The 18,682-nt window shown below is 64.4% G+C and carries 16 protein-coding genes and 1 tRNA gene; 6 read left to right on the forward strand and 11 right to left on the reverse strand.

Features of this window, described 5'->3' with window-relative positions; genetic code table 11:
• Positions 1 to 16: 16 nt before the first annotated feature.
• From JNX00_RS20720 to JNX00_RS20740, 5 genes are all read right to left on the reverse strand, one after another.
• Positions 17 to 2,116, reverse strand: a complete 2,100-nt coding sequence (locus JNX00_RS20720) for a hypothetical protein (protein WP_204743569.1) — start codon at positions 2,114 to 2,116, stop codon at positions 17 to 19.
• Positions 2,117 to 2,343: 227 nt separating this feature from the next.
• A complete protein-coding gene (locus JNX00_RS20725) occupies positions 2,344 to 3,819 on the reverse strand; it encodes a site-specific integrase (protein WP_204743570.1) in 1,476 nt (491 codons plus the stop codon).
• Positions 3,820 to 4,219: 400 nt separating this feature from the next.
• Positions 4,220 to 5,770, reverse strand: coding sequence for a hypothetical protein (locus JNX00_RS20730; RefSeq protein WP_204743571.1), 1,551 nt, complete (start codon positions 5,768 to 5,770; stop codon positions 4,220 to 4,222).
• Positions 5,771 to 6,732: 962 nt separating this feature from the next.
• Positions 6,733 to 9,144, reverse strand: coding sequence for a hypothetical protein (locus JNX00_RS20735; protein WP_204743572.1), 2,412 nt, complete (start codon positions 9,142 to 9,144; stop codon positions 6,733 to 6,735).
• Positions 9,134 to 10,075, reverse strand: a complete 942-nt coding sequence (locus JNX00_RS20740; RefSeq protein ID WP_204743573.1) for a PIN domain-containing protein — start codon at positions 10,073 to 10,075, stop codon at positions 9,134 to 9,136. The genes JNX00_RS20735 and JNX00_RS20740 overlap by 11 nt, the downstream gene beginning before the upstream one ends.
• A gap of 345 nt (positions 10,076 to 10,420) precedes the next feature.
• Between JNX00_RS20740 and JNX00_RS20745 the strand changes: the two genes are divergently transcribed.
• Together JNX00_RS20745 and JNX00_RS20750 are read left to right on the forward strand one after the other, a co-directional pair.
• Positions 10,421 to 10,858: an HU family DNA-binding protein gene (locus JNX00_RS20745; protein WP_204743574.1), complete on the forward strand. Its 438-nt coding sequence runs from the start codon at positions 10,421 to 10,423 to the stop codon at positions 10,856 to 10,858.
• A gap of 155 nt (positions 10,859 to 11,013) precedes the next feature.
• Positions 11,014 to 11,457, forward strand: coding sequence for a helix-turn-helix transcriptional regulator (locus tag JNX00_RS20750; RefSeq protein WP_204743575.1), 444 nt, complete (start codon positions 11,014 to 11,016; stop codon positions 11,455 to 11,457).
• A 621-nt stretch (positions 11,458 to 12,078) separates the two neighbouring features.
• Here the strand turns inward: JNX00_RS20750 and JNX00_RS20755 are convergent.
• Positions 12,079 to 12,154, reverse strand: a tRNA-Arg gene (locus JNX00_RS20755).
• 235 nt (positions 12,155 to 12,389) lie between these two features.
• Between JNX00_RS20755 and JNX00_RS20760 the strand changes: the two genes are divergently transcribed.
• On the forward strand, positions 12,390 to 13,241 hold the full coding sequence (locus JNX00_RS20760; RefSeq protein ID WP_070401211.1) for a c-type cytochrome: 852 nt from the start codon (positions 12,390 to 12,392) through the stop codon (positions 13,239 to 13,241).
• A gap of 30 nt (positions 13,242 to 13,271) precedes the next feature.
• On the opposite strand, the gene JNX00_RS20765 is transcribed toward JNX00_RS20760, so the two are convergent.
• The 3 genes from JNX00_RS20765 to JNX00_RS20775 are packed head-to-tail and all read right to left on the reverse strand — an operon-like array spanning position 13,272 to position 15,265.
• On the reverse strand, positions 13,272 to 13,805 hold the full coding sequence (locus tag JNX00_RS20765; RefSeq protein ID WP_204743576.1) for a DUF2946 family protein: 534 nt from the start codon (positions 13,803 to 13,805) through the stop codon (positions 13,272 to 13,274).
• 10 nt (positions 13,806 to 13,815) lie between these two features.
• Positions 13,816 to 14,826: an alpha/beta fold hydrolase gene (locus JNX00_RS20770; RefSeq protein ID WP_204743577.1), complete on the reverse strand. Its 1,011-nt coding sequence runs from the start codon at positions 14,824 to 14,826 to the stop codon at positions 13,816 to 13,818.
• 1 nt (position 14,827) lies between these two features.
• The gene (locus tag JNX00_RS20775) at positions 14,828 to 15,265 is read right to left on the reverse strand and encodes a nuclear transport factor 2 family protein (protein ID WP_204743578.1); all 438 of its coding nucleotides are present in this window, start codon (positions 15,263 to 15,265) and stop codon (positions 14,828 to 14,830) included.
• 71 nt (positions 15,266 to 15,336) lie between these two features.
• On the opposite strand from JNX00_RS20775, the gene JNX00_RS20780 reads away from it, so the two are divergent.
• The 3 genes from JNX00_RS20780 to JNX00_RS20790 are packed head-to-tail and all read left to right on the forward strand — an operon-like array spanning position 15,337 to position 17,423.
• On the forward strand, positions 15,337 to 15,936 hold the full coding sequence (locus JNX00_RS20780) for a LemA family protein (protein ID WP_070401214.1): 600 nt from the start codon (positions 15,337 to 15,339) through the stop codon (positions 15,934 to 15,936).
• A gap of 49 nt (positions 15,937 to 15,985) precedes the next feature.
• On the forward strand, positions 15,986 to 16,885 hold the full coding sequence (locus JNX00_RS20785) for a TPM domain-containing protein (protein ID WP_204743579.1): 900 nt from the start codon (positions 15,986 to 15,988) through the stop codon (positions 16,883 to 16,885).
• Positions 16,886 to 16,895: 10 nt separating this feature from the next.
• A complete protein-coding gene (locus JNX00_RS20790) occupies positions 16,896 to 17,423 on the forward strand; it encodes a TPM domain-containing protein (protein WP_070401216.1) in 528 nt (175 codons plus the stop codon).
• 73 nt (positions 17,424 to 17,496) lie between these two features.
• On the opposite strand, the gene JNX00_RS20795 is transcribed toward JNX00_RS20790, so the two are convergent.
• Positions 17,497 to 18,066: a cyclic nucleotide-binding domain-containing protein gene (locus JNX00_RS20795; protein ID WP_070401217.1), complete on the reverse strand. Its 570-nt coding sequence runs from the start codon at positions 18,064 to 18,066 to the stop codon at positions 17,497 to 17,499.
• A gap of 117 nt (positions 18,067 to 18,183) precedes the next feature.
• On the reverse strand, positions 18,184 to 18,600 hold the full coding sequence (locus JNX00_RS20800; RefSeq protein ID WP_070401218.1) for a F0F1 ATP synthase subunit epsilon: 417 nt from the start codon (positions 18,598 to 18,600) through the stop codon (positions 18,184 to 18,186).
• Positions 18,601 to 18,682 lie beyond the last annotated feature (82 nt).

Raw genomic sequence — 18,682 nt, forward strand, 5'->3', positions numbered from 1 at the left:
TCAGGTCCCTCCCCGCTCACTTCAGCGCGCGCAGCTTGTTGTAGTGGCTGATGCGGATCTGCTCGATCGCCGGCGGCACCCCACGCGAACCGAAACGCCGGCCCACCTGCCCCTTCTCGATGAAGGACAGCGCCACCTCGGCTTCCGGGCGCTTGCGCACCAGGTGTGCCGCCAGGCGCTGCAGCACCAGCACGGCTTTGGGACCGGCGTAGTGCAAGGCGTAGACCTGCCGGTTGTGCCCGATGCGGCGTTTCACCTCATGGATGGTCCCTGGCACGCCCACGCACACCCGGAAGTGCTTCAGGGTCTGCAGGCAGTTCTGCGTCACCTGCACCACCAGGCGGTAGGTGCTGGCGCGGTTGGGGTACGTTTGCTTGACGATGGCAATGCACCCGTCGCCATCGAGCATGCCGGCCGCCCAGGACAGGCTCGGGCGGGGCCAGGGGATGGAGCGGTTTTCATAGGCGCGGCGCTCGTGGTCGGGGATGCGCACCGGTGTCGGCTTCAAGCCCGCGCCCGAGAGCATGGCCAGGGACCACAACCCCGCGGAATCATCGACATCGCTGTCGTCGATCTCGGGCATCTCGGTGAGCGGGCCTTCGTCGGGTTCGTACGCCAGGTCGAGATCAGCTTGGGCGTCATCGTGCGCATTGCCGCTCGGGTCGCCACTCACGTCGCCGCGCACGTAGCGCTCAGCGGCCGAGGCAGCCGCATCGTCCACCGCTGCCGCATCCCCCGGCACCCGGGCCAGTGCCGCGGTCACCAGCGTCGGCACGGGCTCCAGCGGCAGCGAATGCTGCGCATCAGGACGCGCATCGCGCAGACGAGCATAGGCTTCGCGGCGGGCCAGTCGCATGGCGTCACCAAAGGTCTGCGCCATGAGAGAGAACCTAGGATTCACCGGGTTCTTGCCCAGGGGGCCGTGCTTGCTGCCGATGCGGTACTGCTGGTGCACCGCGTCAGAAAGCAGCAGTTGCAGCCAGACACCGTCGTTGACCGCCTCCTTCATGCCACCCTGGCCATCGGCCTCGGCACTCGCCGGCTCCAGGTTGATGAAGCGGGAGAGCAGCCCGCGCAGCGTGAGCCGGGTCAGCGGGTGCGCGGCGCACTCGGCCTCGCGCTCTCGCGCCAGGGCTTCGCTGGAGGAATAGCCGCCACCCGTCACCAGATCCGGTGCTGCGTGCAGCGATCCCAGTTCGGCGATCAGGCAGGCCACGCGAACCAGCGAGGTTTCGTCGCGGCTCAGTTCAGGACTGTTGACCTGCTCGGCCGCGGCCACACCGAGGGCGAGGGGGTGCACCACGCTGCGCGCACGCACCTCTGGCAGCAACGACACCAGCGCCTGCTCGATGTCGGGTCGGGCGATGGCGGCCATGAAGAGCGCCTGATGGGCGGGTTTCAGGCTCAGGATGGCGTGATTCAGATCGGCGGTGATGCCGTCGGACAAGCCCAGGTGGTCGAGCAGCCAGGGCCCGGAGCCGCGGCCCGAGCGCGGCTGATCGATACCCGTGACCAGCAGTGCGTCACCCGGCACGCCCGGCACCCGGGTCTTGGTGGCACGGATCCAGCGAACACGGGGAGAAGAGGCTTGGGCAATCTCGGTCTGCTCCGAAGGCGTGGGCAGCACCAGCGTCTGGTCGCCGCTGCCGAGCAGGGCAATCGACACGCTGCCTTCACGGCGCTGGCAGATCTGACCGTGCTGATTCGTGTACGGGCCCACAGGGCCGAACGTGAAAGCCGCGCTCAGCAGCGTGTTCATGCGAAACACCGAGCCGGGCTCGGCAAGTTCGCCCAGCAGGTTGGGCATCTCTTCGCCAGGGGATACGGCGTAGGGCGCAAAGCCACCGGTGCCCGAGCCGGCGTCGAAGCGAGCTCGATCCGAGCCCTCGGCGTGCGCACCATCGTTGGCGGCTTGCTTGTTCAGGCGTGCCGAGAGCTGACTGCGCACGTCCTTCTCGAACTCGCCCATGTTCTTGGAGAGTTCATGCAGGATGTTCGGCATGGCCAGGGCGTGGGCAACCGGGTCGACGTGCGGCTGGATGTGGCCGGTGCCGTCATTGGCCTGGTCGATGATGGTGTTGTTGATCTGGGCGGTGATCTTGAGATTCGGGTTCATGGTTTGGGTCCTCGGTGATGAATGAGAAAACTGGTGAATGGGTTCTGGGTTCTGAAATCAGGTCGTCCTGAACGGTGGTTTTGAGGCGTTGGCGACGTGTTTGGGCTGTTTGAGACAAGGCTTAGCCTTGCCGGTGCAGCGGACACTTCGGTCCGGCCGGTTCAACAAGTGGTCAGAGGGTTGTGGTGGGAGTCGGGGTCTGCGCCCGAGCGCTTAGCGCCAGGTGCTCATCCGTGCCTCAGGAACGGTGGCAAGGGTGGGGGCTTCAGCAAGGCCGCGATCTCGACATCGCCCCGGTCCGTGCCGGTTCGACTCCTCTCTCCGGCACCGACGCCCGCGCCTTTGCGACGCCGTGGCGCGGGCAGCACCTCAATCGCCTCGACCTCGAGCGTTGACGGATCCAGTGCATCGTTGGCCGCGGCTTCGGAGTTGGCAGCGTGCGCAGTGGCTTGCTCGGTGCCAGGCAGCATGACGGTCTCCTCCGGCAAACGCATCACGATCCCCTGCACCGGCGCCACCGAGATGTGCTGCTTCAGGAGTCGCTCCATGGCAGAGCCGTCGCGGCGGGTCAGGTTGGGCACATAGCGGCTGTACACCCGAAACAGCATCTCGGTGCTGGTGTGGCCGAGTTGGCGCGCGATCCACTCCGGCGCTTCGCCCGCGGCCAGCCACAGCGTGGCCGCCGTGTGCCGCATCTGGTACGCCCTGCGGTGCGGCAGATTGAGATGGCGCAGCAGCGGCGACCAGACCCGATTCAGAAAATTCTGGTTGTCGATCGGCTCGCCCTTGCGGTTGCAGAACACGAACTCCGAGAGCTTCCCAGTCACCTTGAACTGCGCCTGCAGGGCGTCAAAGACAAGATCCGTCATCTGGATGTCGCGCACGCTGCCATCGGTCTTGAGCTCGTCCTCTTCCTTCATCACGATGGCCTCGCGAACCAGGATCAGACGGCGCTCGAAGTCGATGTACTTCCACTTCAGGCCATGCACCTCCCCCGTGCGCATTCCGGTGAAGAAGCGCACGGTGAAGTAGTGGCGGTAGTCCGCTCGCACGGTAGTCAGGATCTGCTGGACCTCCTCGAGCGTGAAGGGCATGACGTCGCTGCGCTTCATCTTCAGCGGCTTGATGTTGCGAAACGCGGACGTAAACTCCAGCCGGTCGGCCGCCTCGTTGAGGATCTGGCGCAGCGGCTTCATCACGGAGTTGATGCGACGGTTGGACAGCGTGGAAGAGCTTCTTCGGGCGGGTACTTTGGCGAGTGTTGCCCGAAAAGCCAGAACGTCTGCCTTGGTGATGTGGCCGACCTCTTTGTCCCCGAAGTACGGGATCAGGTACTGGTCCAGAGATCCGCGTTGTGTCACGCGGTAGCTGCGACGCCAGGACACCTCACACTCGGCAAACCACATGTCGGCGAAGTCCTTGAACAAGGGCGTGCCGGTGCGCGTGGTGGGCTGAGTGGCTTCAGCGTCGTTGGTCGAAGCTTCGGAGCCCACCTGGCCAAACTTGGCAGGAATCGGCTTACCGAAGGTCTTCTCGTAGTCGAACGAGCCGAGGGCGATTTCGCCTTCGATGCGCTCGAGAGCCTTTTGCAGGCGTTTGCGGTTCATCGGCGTGTCTGCAAGAGCGGTGTACTCGCGCAGCCGTTGTCCGGCATAACGGAAGTCAAGGAACAGCGTGGCCGGCGAGAGTCCGGTGACGACCATAGCTGCCGCTCGGATCCGCGACCGCAGTTGGCTCTGTTCAGTCTTGAGCCGACCTCGGTGCGCCGTCTCTGGCTGCACAGTGAGCGCAGTCCGTCGCCCGCTCTGGCCAAACTGCGGTTGGCTGACGCAAGGCGGTCGCTGAACTAGACCGGTTGTGGGCTGCATGAAGGCCGGCTGTACGACGTGCCGCGGCCCGGGCTACCGCACACCCTGGAACGTTGAAGGGAGCCATGCAGCCCCGATTCAATGACCGCGAGCATGACCCCATCACATTAGCCGAAGAGGCTTCCCCTGCATTGATAGACAAACTCGAAGCCATCCATCGGACTTGGTCGAATCCATGGCGACGTCCACTTGGTAAGCACGTGGACATCTACCCTGGAGTGGCTCGGCATTCGTGCTAGTAGCGAGCCCGGTTGCTGAAGCCAGCAATTAGGAGGCCCGCCGCGAGTGCACCCAACAGCGCCTCTGACACACACACGAGTTGAAGCGGGCCTGGTTTTGGCCCAATGTCTCCAAACACTAGAGATGTGAAACTTGCTAGAGACAAGTAGAAGTACTCGCGCCAGCCTGGCTCATTCGTCCAGTTTGCGTGAACTGCCTCCGGATAGAACGAGTAGACGCAAGCGTATCCGACGATCACGGAAATGGAGACTCCCAGTATCCGCACAGGCCTCTCACCGAATCCCCATATGCCCCACTCCACAACTTGGGCGGCCCACCTAAGCTTTACCTGCAGCATCGCCAATGCGCTTCTCGGCAGGGCAAGGCCAACGTAGAACAGAGCATATCGCTTCAGAAGCATCTTCAGCTCGACCTTGTTCGTTCGGCCGATCCGGAAGTTTTCGACCATGTCTTGCAAACGACCGGGGTAGCCTTTGAGCCGTGAGCTCTCTTCTTTATAAGGCGCCCAGGACGCCTTGAGCAACTCTACCCGTTCACGGTAGTAGAACTCGGACGCTTCTCGGCGAAGTCCGTTGGACTGGGCGGCGATTCGCAACAGCCGGAAGGTCTCTGCATTGGCTCGATATGTTCCTCGCTTTTTGTCTGGTTCGAAGGTCACCGCCTTGATGTCTGAGCCTTCGAACATGGGCAACACGCTAGACGCGTGAAAGCCGAGGCGATAGACACTGCATCCACGAAAGATGATCCTCCCTGCGCCGATATTCCTGTAGTAGTGGTCTTGAACTCTGCAGTTTTCGTAGCGAGTGCCCTCCATGGCGCACTCATCGAACCCGAGGAAAGGGAGTTCTGAATTCAGGATCTTGAGGTGCTTGACCGAAGAGAATGTGACAACTGAAAACTGGGAATTGGTCATAACACCATCGAGCGTCAACCAATCCAGGTCCGCGAAGTCAAGGTTGCGACCACCAAGGCCGGAACGACCAGTCAGCCTGAAGCCGCCGAGCTTCAGTACTTGAACTTCGCCGAAGAGCCACGCACGACTGGATTCAGGCACATCGTAAGATTCCCACAGGGAATATCGGAAGCTGTCTGCAACCTGTCGATTTGCTTTGTTGAACGGGATGGCTACACGACCGCCTCGTTGCTTGCGCAGCCAAGTGAAATAGGGAACGATACTTGTGATGTCTTCGGTGCTCTTGCCGAACAGTCCTCGCCTTAGGCTGGGGTCAGGGTCGACAGCGCGAAGAAGCCCACCAACCTCTTTGTCATCGACCACTCGGGTGAGCACGATCGTCTCGGAAGCTTTTTGCATAACTCCACGGCTCTGAATCGACTGGGAGTCCTGCAGCCCCTTAAAAATCGCGCTTGTCGGGACAACTTGGCACAGTAGGTCGACCGTCATGCCCTGCTCTGTAAGCCAGACCTCGAACTCTGGCAACAGCTCGGACAAGCGACTCAGTAGAACCGGAATGTCGTTCGACGCACGCCACTCATTGAACTGCCGGACCGACATTGACCAGAGTTCGCTTGGACTTTTGGTGATCATCTGAATCGCCCTCGGTTCCGCCGAGGCTCTTTGGGTTTAGTTTGGTCGCCGCGTGGCAAATTCTGACTTGCGAGTTGCCATGGTGGTTTGCTTCAGCCTCTGCCGGGGTATCTACCCGAAGGATTCAAGCAGGCAAGGGTAGTTGAATCATGACCCATTCCAGAGTCGCGAACGCCTCCGCCCCCTGGTTCACCATGCGCTCGATGATTAATCAACTCGGCCTCGTAGACTGCCCGAATGGCTAGTCTCGTTCGGCGCCAACCTTCGACCCTCCGGATACGAATGCCTCCGTCCAGTCTTGAAATAACACTGCAACGACCACTGACCGGAGTGTCGCGATTGTCGACGGTCGCTGCAGTGCCGTCACCGGAGGGCTCTTTCCGATCCTGACTTCGCTGCCAAAGCACAACGCAGACAGGAATGATGATGGCTACCACGGAAAAAATCGCCTGGGCCCATGTGGCCCACTCGCTCCGCGGCATGCAAGTAATTTCCCAGCCCCATTGCCAGAAGAGACAGTAGATATCGGGCTTGTCCAAAGCGCTCTCCCAGCGGATGAAATTGCCAATGCTACGTGTGCCCCATCAAACTTGCGCAGCGCCTTTTTTTGGGCCATCCGCAGGCTCTTGTCTGAGGAGTTCGAACGACGACAATTGGCTGCAAAGCAGCCGGCCAGGTTCAAACACTGATCGACCGCCCCAGTCTTGAGCCGCCCCGAGGAACCCGGTCTTCAACTCCGCAGCGATTGCTGTCCTTCGCTGGGACAGCCGTACTCACGTTGACTGCCACAATGCGGCCACTGGACATGATGACCTAGGAGCGCACAATCAGGTGCAGTGCTGGTTGCTTGCGGTGGCGCACATGCGCGACCACCCTCGCTCCAAGCGAGCGTTGTGCTAACTCCTGCGAACAGGCGCTGCGTCGCCTGGCATCCCAACCGCCATAGGGTGGGCGCATACGCGTCAACCGTCCAGATTGCCCTCGCCGTACTGATACTTCCTGAGCGCAATGTCCTCATCAGCGCGCTGACGCTCAGCGGCGCTCAAGCTGTCCAGTTTTGCAGACAGCCATTGTGCGAATGAGCGAACCTTGTCGTCTGGATCTGCCAGCCATGCAGCAAGCTCATCGCGCTTGCGTTCATACGCCTCCGCCAAGCCGTATTCGCCCCAAACGCCGCCCGTTGTCTCCAGAGCAGCAGCCAGTTCTCGCCACGCTCGCGAGTTCTCAGGCACAACCATCACGATCGCCTTGCAGACATCCAGGATGGGCGCGTTACCGCCGTAGGTACGAAGTACTGCCAGCGCGAACTCGAGGTCCTGCTCATCCCCGCTCGCGACGAACCCGAGCAGCGGTGCCTGAAGCTGATGCTCGAAGTTCGGGAACGCGCCCTTCAGCAGTCTGCCTCCACCTCGATACGGGAACATCACGCGAGCCTCGTCATCCTTGAAGCTTTCACGCACCATTGTCAGAAGCTCTTTTGGATATTGCGAAAGGAGCTTCTGCAAACCGTGCAGGCTATAGGGGATGGCTTCGAACTTATCCTCCAGCGCGCTGCGACCCTGAGCACGACGGTCAGCGCGTTCTTGGGTCTCGGCTTCGAGGCGCTTGGACAGGAAGCTCACGATGGATTCGATGTCATGCTCACCGATGGCACGCAGCACCTCCTCAGTCTGGTAGTCCAGCTCAGGCAGAGAAATGAGACTGCTCAGCACCTCGGTCCGTTCGTGAGGCTCCAATTTCACGGCCAGCGCCCTGAAGTCGCTGCCGAACCAGTAGCGTCGGGCCCAACGCGCGTCGTGATGCAGCGCCAGTGCACGCAAGCCGTCCATGAACACCTGCTTGGCCGGCTCAGATCCACGGACGTACAAGCTTGCGGCGATGCCCATTGATATGGCCAGCGTGTCTCGATCGTCTATTTCCGTAGCACGACGGACGATGGTGGCAAGCGTCGGCACACGATCACCGTTGTCCTTGAACATGGATTTGGCGATTGCGATCAGATGCTCTCCAGCAACGATCCAGCGTCGCTCCAAAGCTTCGACATCCGCCTTTCGCGAGCTCGAATGCAGCCCGATGAGCATGGGGATGAGGAACGGGCGCATACGCGCCTCGTGGCCCTCGATCAATCCCATCACCAGATCAGGCTTGCGCTGGGCAAGTAACTCCAGGAAATGGTAGAACACCGGGAAGGTCGCGACATCGTCCGATTCCGTCTTCGCGAACTCGAGAATCCGCGCATGCCATTCGGCTTGATTCTCATTGTTGATCGACTGCGCGTACGCTCGAGCAGCCTCCTGACGCTTGGTGTTCGAGTGGTCCCATTCCTCATCGTGGGAGCGCAGCTTTTCCCAGTCGCCGAAGATCCCGTCGAAACCGACAAATTGTTTGTAAAGCTGATACTCGGCGTGCCCCGCCACTGCATCACGGACTCTCAGAGCGGCGGCTTCCACGTCGGCAGAAGGCGCATGGTAGAAGTCCCAATAGGCGTCATGCTCGATGGTCTGGACGACGGGCAAAGGTTCTGTCGGTACGAGGTCGCACATGAACTCCAGGACCACGCGAGCGTCTCGCTCGAACATTCGATTGCTCTCAGCGCTCTGGGAGACGCGCTCTCTATGGGTGGCAGAATCGAGCGCGTTAAGAATTGACTTCCTGTACGCCACCTCCACCTTCAGCGGATACATGCGCTTCAGCAACTCGATCGCCGACAGTCGCATCTCGGCAACGCCACCCCCGCTGGGCACTGAACCGCGGGAAAGGGTCAACATGTTGTATGTCCAGTTCTGCCCCTCCATCACAGACGACAAAACCGTATTCAACACACGGCGGACCGCTGCGGCGTTGTCGCGCAACTGGTCGTCGTCCAAACTACCCAGCCGAGCCACGATTTCCAGCTGCGGCTGTGCGCCAAGGCTATTGAAGTGATGAAGGTTGAACTTTGCGAAGTCCTCCAGTGCGCCCTCGGCCTTCTGGCGAACTTCGGCATCAGCTGAGCGCGACAACTCGAGCAGGAAGTCCACGACTTCCGGAATGTGGGCATACCGGATCGTGTTCGGAACTTCGATCGCGTCACGGATCAGATGGCCCGCCGATCGGTAACGGTACTCCTGCTCCTCGATGGGCTGGCCCTCGTGCAGAAGTACTCGCGTACCGACTGACCGGACGAAGCCCGAAACGATCGGCACCACGGCGCCGTGGAACCGGGGCGCCAGAACCGCCAAGGTCTTGAGCGCGTCCTGAAGCCGATCAAACTCAGCGTCACTCGCGAGCACGTTCTCTACGCTGCGCAGCTCCTCGCTGAGACGTTTCTCTACCGCCGGCGACGGGTTGTCGATCAACTTGGCCAGGGTGGCCCGGCGCAGATCAGAATCCATGGTCAAGCGCCTTCAACAGAAATTCTTGGACGATTGGGTCCAACGAGGCCAATTTGGCCGTTTCCCGGTTCGTTGGCACCCAGTGGCTGCCGGTGTCGGTCAACGCGCCTGATACCTCTAGGGCCGTGGCTTCAACTTCAACAACGGCCCTGCGGATGCCGAGAGTTTCCAGGCGAGAGAGCAAGACCTCCTTGCCAGGCGTCTTCCAGGTTTCAATGACGCCGAGCAGGATGCGATCAAGGTTCACGAACTCCTTGCTTCGCAGCTGATCTAGCGGCACGGCAGGCTGGACTGCCGGTACAGCAGCGCGAATCGGCACTACCGCGGTTCTGACGTCGATCTCGACATCGAGCTTTTCCAGGTCGTCCCAGACCTCCACACCAGAGTCGGTGAGGGTCGCGGCGAGTCGCTTGTCTTTGGTCACAACGCAATGACGACCTGGTCTATCGGTGTTGGTCAGCACAGCTTCCAAGATCCAGGCGTCAGGCAGATCCTTTCGCCGGTTCTCACGCTTTTCCCGCGGGTTGAATGGGGGCTTCGTGCCGAAATAGCGCTGCCAAGCCTTCTCTGCATGCTCGCCAGTGTGAGCAAGCACCTCGATCTTGTGTTCAGCCAGATATTTGGCCAACGCGATAGCCGACTGACGATCCGCGTCTTCTCGCGTGGGCACGATGAGCTCTACTTTCGGGAGTCCGGCGAGCAACATGCCCAGTTGCCCCTTGCTCAACTCGTTCAGCTGGGTCACCGCCGCCCCGATGTGCCGATCAAAATCGTCGAGAAGCTGCGTGCGGCGCTCCTCCAACGCGATCTGCGGGAGATACAGTCTCGCCACGCCCTGCTGTGCCCGGCGAAGCATGCGGACGAAATTCGGGTGTCCAAACGGGGTGTCGTGGAGATAGTTGGTGTCGAAATAGACGTGGAACAGGTCCATGGGCAGCGCAGGCAAGAACGCGTGTGAATGTCCTGACCGGAATGATAGGAGGGCTGCAGGCTGATGCGGCTTGAAAGTTCACCGGTTCAATCTGAGGCTCAGTTTCTGTTGCGGTTTGGGCGCTTCAGCTACCGTTGTTTGCGGTTGCGGACACTCGGATCTTCGACCTTGAATGACCCAGTTCAGTCCAAAAGGGACGTTGCTCACGCCGAGCTTTGCTCAAATGTCGGGCTGTCGACGACTGGCTGGGAAACCGGGAAAAATCGCAGGCATGCCAGCCTGTAGACTGCAGACGCCGTGCGACTTGCGCGGCATTTCGCCAATGAAAACTGGAGTTCTCGAAGCATGGCAACTGCAAAGAAGGCGGCCCCCAAGGCCGCTGCCAAGAAGCCCGTGGCCAAGACCAAGGCCGTGAAAGTCACCCCCAAGGCAGTCACGAAGGCTGCGCCGAAGGGCGCCGGCGTTCTGAAGCCGATCAAGGAAACCTTCAACAAGACCAGTCTGGTCGGCCACTTGGTGCAGGCCTCGGGCGCCGACGCCAAGACAGTTAAGGCCGTCCTGGGCTCCCTTGAGGCCACAATCCATGCATCGCTGTCCAAGAAGGGGGCCGGCGCCTTCACGTGGCCAGGCGTGCTCAAGATCACCGCGCTGCAGGTGCCGGCGAAGAAGGCCCGCAAGGGCATCGATCCCTTTACCAAGGTCGAGCGCATGTTCGCAGCCAAGCCGGCGTCGGTGAAGGTGAAGGCGCGCTTCTTCAAGAAGGTCAAGGACGCCGCGCTGTAGATCGCTCGCTCGTCACGGAAAAGGACTCCCGCGGGAGTCCTTTTTTTCTTGTCTCTTCGATCTCGGGATGCGCCAGCGCACGTGGCATTGAGCTCGATCGCTACCCCGCGTCATTCGCGATGAGGCCGTGCACGTCACAAGAGTACTATCTGGATATGCCAAACTTTGCCCAATCGCTCAAGCAAGAGATATCGCGCATCGCTCGCAAGGAGGTCCGAAAGGACATTGCCGCGCTTCGCAAGGCCTCAACTGCTTACCGGTCTGAAATTGCCTCACTTAAACGTGCGGTCAAAGACCTCAGCGCACAGCTGCGCTCCGCGCAAAAGGCTGTCGCCCGCAGTACCCCAGCTGCTGCCGAGGAAGAGCCTACTAGACGCCCCGGACGTAAGCGAACCTTCAATGCCGAGCGGCTGAAAGCGAAGCGTCAATCGTTTGGGATGAGCCAAGCACAAATGGCCCAACTGCTTGGCATTTCTTCCCTTAGCTTGTGGAAATGGGAGTCCGGCCAGGTAACCCCGCGTGCGTCGATGCTCGAGCGCTATTTCGTCGCGATGAGTATGGGCAAGCGCAAGGCATGGAAGGCGCTTGAGACAACGTAGTTGCACAAGGACCGATTTCGAAGGCTCTCACCTCCATCGCCACGGAGTTGTCTCGCAGGGATAGTCCGCACCAGATTTGGTGCGGCAGAATGAGTTGGCGCTGTTAGCGTCGAATCTGCGCCAAGTACCGGTCATGTTGAGTTCCACTGATCTCTGACCCGCTCTAACTGGGTCAGAGATCAGTGGAAGACAACGGGGATACGGCAGGAATTTAGGATCCTCCGTGGTGCGGTCTGGAGTCTTATGCAGTATGCATACTGCATAAGACTCCAGACCGTCGACAACTGAATGACAGCTCTCACCACGTAGGTGACTAGTTCCACAGCCCGCAGAACATGCACTTCTCATTCATGATTGGCGCGCGCAGCTGGGGCGGCAGTCACTGGTCACTGGTCACGGGTCAGGGGCCAGGGGCCAATGGTCAGTTTGCGAAGCAGATCCACGACTTAGCCATGCAGTTGGGCTAGCGATGGGCTAGGAATGGGCTACACCGACATGCCAAGCGGATCGATGACCACAGCCTCAGTACCAAAATGTGGCCTACAAACGAAGGCTTCGGGGGCGTGATCTGGGCTGAACTAGATGCCCGACTCACGCTTGGATGCGCGTAAGTCCTTGATTTGGCGCGGCTGGCGGGGATCGAACCCACGACCCTCGGCTTCGGAGGCCGATACTCTATCCACTGAGCTACAGCCGCGTGGCTGGAAAAGACCAATACTCGTTCTACTGCGCGTTGCTCCGATGACGACAGCCTTCGGAGGCCGATACTCTATCCACTGAGCTACAGCCGCGCGGTGGCGCCCATTCTAGCGGCTTGCTCGGGATCGCCCGGCCCGCCAGAGGCGCTAGATATAATCGCGGGCTGTCCGCCGGTGCCCCGGCGCACATTGCCAGAAGGCCTTGAAGGCCCGCCTGCCACCCCTGAGGACCCCATGAGCGACCACGATTCCCATACCGGCCCCATCAAGACGCCCGCCCAGCTGCTGTGGACGTCCTTCTTCGCGTTCGTGGTTCCTGTGTTCGTCATCATCGGCCTGGTCTACTTCGTGACCTCGGCCAACAAGCCCGGCGCCGGCGCGGTCGACACCGACATCGCGGTCGCCCAGCGCATCGAAAAAATCGGCTCCGTGGAAATCCGCGACGCCAACCGCCCGCTGGAGTCGGGCGCGAACGTCTACAAGGCCCAGTGCGCCGCCTGCCACGCGGCAGGCCTCGCGGGCGCTCCCAAGTTCGGCGACGCCGCCGCCTGGGCTCCGCGCATCGCCACCGGTTACGAGGCCCTGCTGAACTCCGCCCTCAAGGGCAAGGGCGCCATGGGCGCCCAGGGTGGCGGCGCCTTCCGCGACCCCGAAATCGGCCGCGCCGTGGTGCACATGGCCAACGCCGCCGGTGCCAAGTTTGCCGAGCCGCAGCTGGCGGCCCCCGCCCCGGCGGCCGAAGCCGCCGCGCCGGCACCCGCACCGGCCGCACCCGCCCCTGCGGCCCCCGTGGCCGCCGCTCCTGCCACCGCCCCGGCACCGGCGGCCCCCGCCGCCGCTGTCGCCGCCAACGGCGAAGCCCTGTACAAGCAGGCCTGCACCGTGTGCCACGCCGCGGGCGTGGCCGGCGCGCCCAAGACGGGCGACAAAGCCGCCTGGGCCCCGCGCATCGCGCAGGGCGTGGACGCGCTCACCGCCAGCGCCATCAAGGGCAAGGGCGCCATGCCGCCCAAGGGTGGCGCCATGGCCGCCTCGGACGCCGAAATCAAGGCCGCCGTGCAATACCTGGTCGACCGCGCCAAGTAAGCCCGCGTGGCGCCACCGAGCACAAGCCGGTCAATGACCGGCTTTTTTCATGGCCTCGGGGCTGCGCACGAAGCCATAGCGCGCGGGCAGTTCGTCCACGCGCACGGTCTCGGGTTGCCAGCGGCCCGCCTCCACCGCATCGGCCGCGAGCGCCATGTCGGCCGTGTGCACGAGACCGATGCCACGATCGGTGTCGAGGTAGAGCCGGCCCTCCTCGTCGAGCAGGCTGGCGCGCACCGCCACGGGCTCGCCGTCGTGGGCCTGTACGCCACCGTCGGGCTGCAACCGCCAGACCCACGGCGTGTTCTCCAGCTCCACGTAGACGCGCTGCGGGCCGTTCTGGAAGAACCATTGGCCGAGCTCATCGGCCGCGTAATTGCGGTGGATGAAGGCAATGAGCTTGTCGTGCCTCAGCGGCGAACCCCTGCTGCGGGCGAAAGGGCCGGCGGCCTGCACGCGGTCGTCGCGCATGTACCACTGGCCGCGCGCGTCCAGCCCCAGCCAGCCGTGGCAGTGCGGCACGTTGGGCCATTTGGCGAGCGCGGCCTTGACGATGTCGTCCATGACAGTGGCCTCAGGTGTGGGCGAGCAACCAGTGTCCCACCGCCTCGGGCATGGCGCGCACATGGCCCGGCAATCCCCAGGCGCCCAGCGGGGCGGCGAAGCCCACGTGGCCGCCGTGCGCCGGCTGCCACAGCGTCACGCGCGCCCCGGCCTCGCGCGCGGTCGGCAGCGAATGCGCGGGCACGAAGGGGTCGTTGCGCGCGTTGACGGCCAGCGCCGGCACGCGGATGCGTGCCAGGTGCGGCTTGGCGGAGGCGCGCGCCCAGTAGTCCTCGGCGTCGCGGAAACCGTGCAGCGGGGCGGTGAAGATGTCGTCGAAGGCGTGCAGGTCGGCCGCCGCGCGCAAGGCCTCGGCGTTGAACAGGCCCGGGTGCTGGGCCAGCTTGTCCAGGGCCTTGGGCTTCATGCTGCGCAGGAACATGCGCGTGTAGATCTGCCGGTTCAGGCCCCGCCCGATGGCGTGGCCGCCCGCCGCGAGGTCCAGCGGCGAGCACACCGCCGCCACCGCCTTGACCACGCCGCTGGCCGCGTCGCCGGATTCACCGGCCCAGCGCAGCAGCGCGTTGCCGCCGAGCGAGACGCCCACCGCGACCAATGGACGCAGCGGCTCGGCCTGGGCGAAGCGGCGCAGGATCCAGTCGATCTCCTCGAAGTCCCCCGAGTGGTAGGCGCGCGGCGCGCGGTTGATCTCGCCCGAGCAGCCGCGAAAGTGCGGCACCGCGTAGGCCAGGCCGCGCTCGGCCGCGAAATCGGCAAAGGCCACGGCGTACTGGCTGGCCGAAGAGCCTTCGAGCCCGTGGAACAGCACTAGGCGCGGCGACTGCGCGTGCGCCGCATGCGAGGCGTGGTCGACGTCGATGAAGTCCCCGTCGGGCGTGGTCCAGCGCTCGCGCCGCCAGAGGGGCGCCGGGCCGAAACGCCGGCGCGCCAGCAGCGCGGGCCAGATGGTCTGCGCGTGCCCGCCGGGCAGCCACCAGGGCGCTCGGTAGGCGGACAGATCGACCAAGGGTTCGGGTTTCAATTCAATGCAGCAGGGGCTTCTGGGCGGACGCCTCGGCCGGCTCGGTGCGTGTGCCCGGGCTGGCGTGGTGCGCGATCAGGCGCCAGCCCTGCGCCGTTTTGATGTAGACATTGGTGGCAAGCACGAAGGCGTGGCGCGGCCCGTCGTCGCCGAGCACGGCCACACGCTCAACCACGCTGTGCACGGCGCAGTGGCCGTCGTCGTGGCGGTGCAGCTTCTCGGGCATGGCCATCACGCTGCCGTTGGCGAACATGGCCTCGAAGGTGGCGCGGATGGCCTCGTGCCCCAGCAGGCGCGGGCCGCTGGGGTGCACGCAGACGATGTCGTCCTCGTCCGCCCAGCAGGCCATGAGGCGGTCGATGTCGGCGTGTTGCAGGGCGTCGTAGAACGCGGCTTCGATGTCGTCCGGCGTACCCGGTGGCAGCTTGGGTTTGCGCATGCGCGCATTGTGCCGCCGCGCCACGGGTGCGGGGTATAGTGCCCGCGAACCCGGAACCCCAAGGAGATCCCATGCGTCGCCTGCTCTCGCTGCTGCTGCTCTGCGCCACCGCCGTGCTGGGCGGCTGCGGCTACAACGATTTCCAGCGCCTGGACGAAGAAAGCCGCTCGGCCTGGGCCGAGGTGCTCAACCAGTACCAGCGCCGCGCCGACCTCATCCCCAACATCGTCGCCACCGTGCAGGGCGAGGCCAATTTCGAGCGCGGCACGCTGGAGGCGGTGATCAACGCGCGCGCCAAGGCCACCTCGATCCAGGCCACGCCCGAGCTGCTCAACGACCCGGCGGCGCTGCAAAAATTCCAGGCCGCGCAGGGCGAACTGGGCAGCGCGCTCAGCCGCCTGATGGTGGTGGTGGAGCAGTACCCCAACCTCAAGGCCAACCAGGGCTTCTCCGACCTGCGCGTGCAACTCGAGGGCACCGAGAACCGCATCGCCGTGGCGCGCAACCGCTACATCCAGGCCGTGCAGGCCTACAACGTGCTGGCGCGCAGTTTCCCCAGCAACCTCACGGCCATGGTGTTCGGCTACCAGCCCAAGGCCAACTTCACCGTGGCCGACGAGGCGCAGATCAGCCAGCCGCCCAAGGTGGACTTCGGCACGCAGAAACCGTGATGCCGCGCCTGGCCGTGCCCTGAACCCCGCGCGGCCGCGCCCTCCTCCGATGAGCACCCTCCTGTCGCGCGCGCTGATGGCCCTGGTCCTGGGCCTGGCCACCGCCTTCGCCTGGGCGCAGGGCCTGCAGCCCGTGCCCGAGCTGCGCGCGCGGGCAATGGACCTCACGGGCACGCTGGACGCCGCCGCGCTGCAGCGCATCGAGGAGCGCCTGGCCGGCTTCGAGCGCGAGCGCGGCACGCAGATCGTGGTGCTGATGGTGGCGAGCACCGCCCCCGAGGACATCGCCGACTACACCCAGCGACTGGGCGACGCCTGGAAGATCGGGCGCCGCGACGTCGGCGACGGCCTGCTGTTCGTGATCGCCAAGGACGACCGGCGCATGCGCATCGCGCCGGCCAAGACCCTCGAAGGGGCCATCCCCGACCTGCTGGCGCGCCGCATCCTCGACCAGGCGGTGGCGCCCGCCCTGCGGCAGGGCGATTTCGCGGGCGGCATCGACGCCGGGCTCACGCAGATCATGGCCGCCGTGCGCGGCGAGGCGCTGCCGCCGCCCGCCCCGGCGCCGAGCACCCGCCGCGGCGCCGGTGAATGGACCGATGCCCTGGTGTTCCTGCTGTTCGCCGTGCCCATGGTCGCCGGTTTCATGCGCCGGGCCTTCGGGCGTGGGCTGGGCATCCCGCTCACCGGCGCGGCCACGGGCGTGATCGCCTGGCTGCTCACCTCGGTGCTGTGGGTTGCGGCCGGGGCCGCGGTGCTGGGCATGCTGGTGGCGGTGCTCGCTCGCTTCATGCCCGCGTCGATGCCGTCGTCGCGCGGCCGTGGCGGCCCTTGGGGCGGCAGCGGGGGCTGGGGGGGTGGCGGCTTCGGCGGCGGCCGCGGCGGCGGGGGCTTCAGTTCCGGCGGCGGTGGCAACTTCGGGGGCGGCGGCGCCTCCGGCGGCTGGTGAGGACCTGGCCATGAAACGCTGGTGGCGCTTGTTCAGACACCGCTGGATGGACCGGCACGACAGCGCGCGCGCCGTGCCCGACGACATGGCCGAGCGCCTCACGCGGCGTGTCACGGCCAGCGAGGCGCGCCACACCGGCGAGGTGCGCCTGGTGGTCGAGGCCGCCTTGCCCACCAGCTACCTGCTGCGCATCGGCCCCGACGAGCCCCTGGCCGCCGTGGTGCGCGACCGCGCGCTCGCCTGGTTCGGTCGCCTGCGGCTGTGGGACACCGAACACAACAACGGCGTGCTGATCTACCTGCTGCTCGCCGAACACGCCATCGAGTTCGTGGCCGACCGCGCGCTGGCGCGCCGGGTGGCGCCCGAGACCTGGCAGGCGATCGTCGACCGGCTCGGCGCGCAGTTGCGCGCGGGTGGGTTCGAGGACGGCCTCACGCAGGCGTTGGAGGAGGTGTCGGCGCTGCTGGTGCAGCACTTCCCGTCCGACGCCACGGCGCCCGGCGAGAACGAGCTGCCCGATACGGTGCTGCGCGCCTGAGCGCCGCACAGCTCGCCGCCAGCGCTCGCGCCGCCATGCGCCGCGCGGAGGTGCCCCCGATTCGCGCCGCCGATCAGCCGCGCCCGCGCGTCAGGTTGGTGCGGTTGTTCATCACCACCTGCAACTCTTGCTGCAGGGCCTTGTTCATCTGAGCGAAGGTCTTGAGCTTGCGCGTGGTGTCGCGCAGCCGGTCGGCCAGGCGCTTGGAGATGGCCAGCAGCAGGCGCGAGCCCAGGCGCGGGTCGTCCTTGAGCAGGCGCATCAGCGCGGTGCGCGACAGCACGGCGGCGGCGATGTCGGTGTTGGCCGTGCAGGTGGCCGAGCGCGGCGCACCGTCGAGCACGCCCATCTCGCCCAGCAGGTGGCCCGGCCCCATCACGTTGACCACCATGCTCTCGTGCAGGCCGGGCAGGTCGCTCTCGACAGCGATGTCGCCCTCAAGCACCAGCAGCATGTAGTCGTTGCCGCGCACCTCGCCCTCGTGAATGATCACCGTGCCGGCCTTGATGAGCTTGGGCTTCATGTAGCCCACCACCTTCATCGCGTCCGCGATCGTGAGATCGGCGAGCGCCGTCGGCGTGACCAGCAGCCGGGCGGCGACTTCTTCAGGAGCGAGTTCCGGACTGTCGAAGAGCGAGGACATGCAGCGGGTGGCGCGCGGGGGACGCGGCCATCATAGTGAAGCGCCCGAACGCTGAACAGCGGCGCGGGCAAAAAAAGACCGGCGCAGGGCCGGTCTCTCGCGAAGGGAAGACGTCCTTCACTTCTTCTGGCGGTACTTGCGCAGCGCCGCGATCTGCGCGGCCATGACCGCGAGTTCGGACGTGGCCTTGGCCAGGTCGACGTCGGTTTTCGCATTCTTCACCGCTTCTTCGGCCTGCTGGCGGGCCGACGAGGCCTTGGCCTCGTCGAGGTCCTTGCCGCGGATGGCGGTGTCGGACAGCACGGTGATGGCGTTGGGCTGCACCTCGAGGATGCCGCCGGCCACGAAGACGAACTCTTCGCCGCCGTCGGCCTTTTCGATGCGCACGGCACCGGGCTTGATGCGGGTGATCAGCGGAATGTGGCCGGGCAGAATGCCGAGCTCACCCGCCTCGCCCGGCAGGGCGACGAATTTGGCCTCGCCCGAGAAGATGGACTCCTCGGCGCTGACCACGTCGACGTGGATGGTGCTCACTGAATAGCCTCCGTACTGCGTACTGCGGTGCGAGCGCCTTCGGGCGGCCGGGCGGCGCTCATGGTGTTTCCTCAGGCAAGGA

Origin of the sequence: Hydrogenophaga sp. YM1 (genome assembly GCF_016903055.1) — a bacterium.
GTDB lineage: Bacteria > Pseudomonadota > Gammaproteobacteria > Burkholderiales > Burkholderiaceae_C > Hydrogenophaga > Hydrogenophaga borbori.